This is a genomic window from Cellulomonas sp. (assembly GCF_017744555.1).
Taxonomy (GTDB): domain Bacteria; phylum Actinomycetota; class Actinomycetes; order Actinomycetales; family Cellulomonadaceae; genus Cellulomonas.
In genome coordinates, this window is sequence record NZ_JAGIBD010000027.1 from 41,991 (window position 1) to 46,930 (window position 4,940).

Annotated in this window: 8 protein-coding genes (1 of these 8 only partly in view); 5 read left to right on the plus strand and 3 right to left on the minus strand. The window is 74.9% G+C overall.

Going from position 1 to position 4,940, the window contains the following annotated elements; translation table 11 throughout:
• Together J7523_RS15690 and J7523_RS15695 are read left to right on the plus strand one after the other, a co-directional pair.
• A protein-coding gene (locus J7523_RS15690; RefSeq protein ID WP_291888614.1) for a glycoside hydrolase family 11 protein crosses the window boundary here: on the plus strand, positions 1-47 show its end. It extends 1,336 nt beyond the left edge of the window; 47 of the gene's 1,383 nt are visible here — the last part of the coding sequence; its start codon lies beyond the left edge, outside the window; it ends in the stop codon at positions 45-47.
• A gap of 2 nt (positions 48-49) precedes the next feature.
• Positions 50-724: a polysaccharide deacetylase family protein gene (locus tag J7523_RS15695; RefSeq protein ID WP_291888616.1), complete on the plus strand. Its 675-nt coding sequence runs from the start codon at positions 50-52 to the stop codon at positions 722-724.
• Positions 725-839: 115 nt separating this feature from the next.
• Here J7523_RS15695 and J7523_RS15700 read toward each other — a convergent pair whose 3' ends face one another.
• The 3 genes from J7523_RS15700 to J7523_RS15710 all read right to left on the minus strand — a co-directional run bounded on the left by J7523_RS15700 (position 840) and on the right by J7523_RS15710 (position 2,915).
• Entirely contained in the window at positions 840-1,100 is a 261-nt protein-coding gene (locus J7523_RS15700) for a GlsB/YeaQ/YmgE family stress response membrane protein (protein ID WP_291888618.1), read from the minus strand.
• A 75-nt stretch (positions 1,101-1,175) separates the two neighbouring features.
• The gene (locus J7523_RS15705; protein ID WP_291888620.1) at positions 1,176-1,892 is read right to left on the minus strand and encodes a DUF2071 domain-containing protein; all 717 of its coding nucleotides are present in this window, start codon (positions 1,890-1,892) and stop codon (positions 1,176-1,178) included.
• 42 nt (positions 1,893-1,934) lie between these two features.
• The gene (locus tag J7523_RS15710; RefSeq protein ID WP_291888623.1) at positions 1,935-2,915 is read right to left on the minus strand and encodes a DUF389 domain-containing protein; all 981 of its coding nucleotides are present in this window, start codon (positions 2,913-2,915) and stop codon (positions 1,935-1,937) included.
• Between the two features lie 74 nt (positions 2,916-2,989).
• Between J7523_RS15710 and J7523_RS15715 the strand changes: the two genes are divergently transcribed.
• From J7523_RS15715 to J7523_RS15725, 3 genes are all read left to right on the plus strand, one after another.
• The gene (locus J7523_RS15715; protein ID WP_291888626.1) at positions 2,990-3,421 is read left to right on the plus strand and encodes a VOC family protein; all 432 of its coding nucleotides are present in this window, start codon (positions 2,990-2,992) and stop codon (positions 3,419-3,421) included.
• Positions 3,422-3,428: 7 nt separating this feature from the next.
• Complete coding sequence (locus J7523_RS15720; RefSeq protein WP_291888629.1) at positions 3,429-3,599, plus strand: hypothetical protein; 171 nt, start codon at positions 3,429-3,431, stop codon at positions 3,597-3,599.
• A gap of 98 nt (positions 3,600-3,697) precedes the next feature.
• A partial coding sequence (locus tag J7523_RS15725) for a hypothetical protein (protein WP_291888632.1) occupies positions 3,698-4,940 on the plus strand: 1,243 nt, incomplete at its 3' end.

Below are 4,940 nucleotides of genomic sequence, written 5' to 3' on the forward strand. Positions count from 1 at the left end.
CGGGCTGCAGATCGGCAACCACAGCTGGGACCACCCGCACCTGGTGAACATGAGCCAGAGCGACATCCAGTCGCAGCTCTCGCGGAGCCAGCAGGCGATCCAGCAGACCGCCGGCGTCACGCCGACCCTCTTCCGCCCGCCGTACGGCGAGACCAACTCGACGCTCAAGTCGGTCGAGTCCTCGCTCGGCCTGCGCGAGATCATCTGGGACGTCGACTCCAACGACTGGAACAACGCCAGCGCGGACACCATCCGTCAGAACGCGGCCCGGCTCACGAACGGCCAGATCATCCTCATGCACGACTGGCCGGCCGCGACCGTGCAGGCGCTGCCGAACATCCTCAACGACCTCAAGTCGCGCAACCTGTGCCCCGGGCAGATCTCGTCCAGCACGGGCCGTGCGGTGGCGCCGTCCGGGAGCACCGGCGGCGGCGGGAGCACCGGTGGGGGTGGCAGCACCGGGAGCTGCACGGTGAGCGTCACGAAGGCCGAGGACTGGACCGACCGGTTCAACTTCAACTTCACGGTGAGCGGCAGCAGCTCGTGGGTCGTCACGGTCCAGCTCGGCGGCGGCCAGTCCGTGCAGAGCAGCTGGAACGCGTCGGTCTCGTCGAGCGGCAGCACGGTGACCGCCCGGCCGAACGGCTCCGGGAACAGCTTCGGTCTCACGCTCTACAAGAACGGCAACAGCAGCTACCCGACGGCCACCTGCGCGACGGCCTGACCTGTTCGGGGCGCCGGCCACGGTCGGCGCCCCGGACCCGAGACACGTCGAGGTCCCCCGGCACTGCCGGGGGACCTCGGTGCGTCAGCAAGCCGCGACGGTCGCCCGCACGCCGTCAGGCGGCGGAGCGGCCCCGGCTCCAGCGCCAGATGGCGGTGATGATCACGGCCCCGACGATCGAGCCGATGATGCCGCTCGCACGGAGCTCGAGCCCGTCGCCGGCGATGAGGCTCGCGAGCAGACCGCCGACGAACGAGCCGACCAGACCGGCGATGATCGCCATGGTCCAGTCGATCCGCCCGGACTGCCGGCCGAGGATGAGCTGGGCAGCGGCACCGACGAGCATGCCGAACAGGATCAGGCCGAGGATCAGCATGGAGCCGACTGTAGGGCAGCAGGTCACACGGCGCCCAGGGTGCGCGGGCGTCCGTCTCGAGGCGGTTCGCGGTCGTCAGAGGGGCGTGGCGAACTGGGCGTGCACGCCGGGCGAGTACAGCACCGAGTCGGGCGGTCGCGTCGTCACCCCGGGCAGGCCGCCGGCGGCGACGAGCTCGTCGTCCAGCTCGACGAGCTCGGCCCGGCGCAGCGGCCACGGCTCGTGCTCGTTGGGGACGAACCGGGTGCGGCCGCCGATCCGCGTGTGCATGCCCCAGCGGGCGGTGAGGAAGTCGGCGAGCGCGTCGCCGACCACGGCCTCACGGGTGGGGCGGACGACGATCCGGGTCGACGGCCGGCTGCCGGTGAGCCGCGTCGAGCGGTAGTCGATCGCGTCGCCGGTCCGCCGGATCGACATGCGGGCCCACTCGTACGGCACGTTCATCACGGTGCGGGCGCCGAGGACCGTGAGGGCCCGGGTGGCCTCGAGCGACCGGAACAGGACACCCCGCCGGCCGTCGTCGCCCACGGTGTAGAGGCGCACGTTGATCTCAGGGAACGTGCCGATGTGCGGCAGCGCGGGTCCGGGCAGGATCGTGAACCGCTCCATGCGGAACGCGATCAGCCCGACCCACGACGACCCGTCGTGCTCGTCCGGCCGGGTGCCGGGCGGGAGCAGCGGCGCGACGAGCGCGGGGTCGACCCGCCAGTGCAGGAAGCTCAGCCGCACCCAGTCCTGGGACAGGATCACCCGGCCGGTGAGCGGCGGCGCCGTCGGGGTGATGGGGTCCACCGGGCCACGGTAACGGGCCGCTCGCTCTGCCAGTGTGCGGCGTCAGCGGCGACCGCCCGGCGTCCCGGGCGGCGGGGCACCGGCCCGCTTGATGCGGAGCCGGCGGGCGACCCGGTGCCACACCACCTGCTGCACGAGCAGCGTCGCCCAGCCGGCGACAGCCATCCCGAGGATGTTGACCAGCAGCTGCAGCGCGCTGCCGCGCGCCTCCGACCAGGCCCCGAACGTCAGGCTCAGCGCGAGGCTCCCGGCGGCGGGCACCGTCGTCACCGAGATGAACACGCCCGACAGACCGCCGAGCCGCGCCGACGTCAGCGACAGCACCCCCGCCGCCCCCGCGATGACCGCGACGACGAGCGACCACCGGTCCGGCGAGAACACGAACGACGTGTCCGGCCGCGGCCGTGTGAAGTCCTCGACCGTGATCCACCCGATGGCCTCACCGACCAGCGCCGCAGCGGCCGTCAGGAGGATCGCCAGCGCGAATCCGACGAGCAGCGTGACCAGCGCCCGTCGCAGCAGCGTCGGCCGTCGGCGCACCAGCCCGACGCCGAGCGCGACCACGGCACCGAACTCGGGGCCGAGCACCATCGCGCCGATCACCAGCACCTGTGAGTCCAGCAGCAGCGCGATCGCCGCGATGATCGTCGCCAGGCACATGAAGCTCGCGTAGGTCCAGTTGAGCTCGGAGTCCTCGTACGCCTGCTGCGTGACCTCCGCCCACACCACCGCGTCGGCGCTGCTGCCCGGCGCGAGCCGCTCGGCGTCGAACCCGCGCTGCGACACCCAGGTCTCGACCTCGTCGACCCGCAGCGTGCCGTCCCGGTGCACGCCGAGGTCGACGAGCCGCTCGACGACCCCGTCGGTCGCCTCCCGGGCCACGTCGGCGATCACCACATCCCCGTCCGGGCGTCGCGACGCCCCCGTCAGGACCGCCAGGCTGCTGACCGCGGGGTCGCCGTCGAGCACGCCGACCACCTGCGGGCTGAGGTCACGCGGTACCGAGAGCGTCAGTCGCAGCACAGGGGCATTCTGGACTCGCGGCAGCCGGCCGTCCGGGACCGACGCGGGGGCGCCGCAGGACGAGGAGGCCTGCAGTGAGCAACCTGGTCGTGCACTTCGAGATCCACGCGACCGAGCCGCTGCGGCTCATCGACTTCTACTCGTCGCTCTTCGGGTGGACCTTCCTGCAGTTCGGCTCGGTCGACTACTGGGCGATCGACACCGGCGACGGCGCGATCAACGCGCAGGCCGAGCCCGGTCACGGCATCAACGGCGGGCTCGTCCAGCGCCGTGGCGCACCGCCCGAGGCCGGGGCGCCCATCAACGGTGCCGACGTGGTGGTCGGTGTCGACGGGGACATCGACGCCGTGTTCGCCCGAGCCCTGTCGCTCGGCGCGACAGAGGCGCTGCCGCTCACGGACATGGAGCGCGTCGGCCGGCTCGGCTACCTCGCCGACCCCGACGGCAACGTGTTCGGGGTGATCTCCCCGACCCTGTCCGACGGCACGAACGTGATGGGAACCTGACCGGCCCATGACCAGGTTCGTCGTCGACGCCAGGGCCGCCCTGCGGCTCGCGGGGACCGGGACCGCCGTCCCCGACGTCCACACGCTCCTCGACACGCTCGACACGGCCCTCGCGCGCGCCGCTGCGCCGGAGGTCCGCACCGCACCGTTCGAGGCGCTCCTCGACCCGACCGCCTGACGCCGCCCCATCGGGCAGCCCGTCCGGGTCCCGACGATGCCCTCGCGGCACGCCGGGGCACCGGTCCCCCTCGACACCATGAGGAGCTTGGGGGATCCATGCGGTCGAGCGAGCGGGAGCTGTTGTCACGGGCGGGCGACACCGCCGGGTCCGCCACGCGCCCGTCGGCTGCGCAGCGGCCGGCCGCCGAGGTGGCCGCCGGTGCCGCGACCGCGCCGACGTCGGCCACGCGAGCGCCACAGCCCGCGGCGGGCGCAGGGGGCGCCCGGGCGGACGGCCGCACGGCGCCCAACCCGCCCCCGACGACCGCCCGTCCCTCGGGCGGGTACGCCGGGTCGCCGGCCGCCGTGCTCCACCTGCAGGGGACGGCAGGGAACGCGGCCGTGACCCGGCTCGTCTCGGCCGCCGCCCCGCGCGCGCCGGCGCGTGATGCGGTCGCCGGAGGTCCCGCCGGAGCCGGGGCCCCGGTGCCTGCCGTGCAGAGCGCGGGTGCGGCGGTCGACGCCGGCGTCGACGACACGCCTCCCGTCGCGGTGCTGCCCCCGGTCACGGAGCTCCCCGCCGACGCCGTCGCCGACCCCGAGACCGCGGCCCTCGTGAGCCAGCAGTCGGCCCGTGTCCTCGCCGCCGCCGCCGACACCGAGCAGGCCGTCGACGCGACCGTCGCCACCGAGCGAGCCCGGCTGACCGCTCACTTCGCGCAGCAGGAGGCGCAGGCGGATGCCGGGCGGGCAGCCGCGACCGCGCGTACGACGGCGGCGACGGCTGCCGCCCGGGCCCGCGTCACGGGTGCGGCGCAGGCCGCGCGCGGCCAGGTCGGGGGCCAGGCCGTGAGCGCGCAGGAGGCCGCGAGCGCCAGGGTCACCACGATGTCGGCGGCCGCGCAGACGGAGGCGACGACGCAGGCCGAACGTGCGACGACCACCGCGGACTCGCTGGTCGACGGCGCGCACGCGGCGCCGACCAGCGGAGACGCGGACGTCGCGAGCGGCCAGGCCCGGATCGACGACGCCGTCGCGGGTCGCGCCCGCTCCGAGCTGCCCGCGGCGGGCGCCCAGACCGCGGCCACCGTGCGGTCCCGGAACGCCGAGCGGCAGGCCCAGGTGTACGGACCGGCCCGGACGCAGGCGACGAGCCAGGTGCAGGAGGGGGCGCAGCAGGCCCAGGCCGCCATCGGCGCGGGTGAGACCACCGCGACCGGGGCGGTGCAGGCCACCGCGGCGCACGCCGCGTCCGCCGTCGACGCCGCGCACACCCAGGCGCGGCAGGCCCTCGCCGCGGGGCGCCGGTCCGCGTTCGCCGCGCTCGAGCAGTGGGCCACCGCCGCCCGCGCCCGGGTCC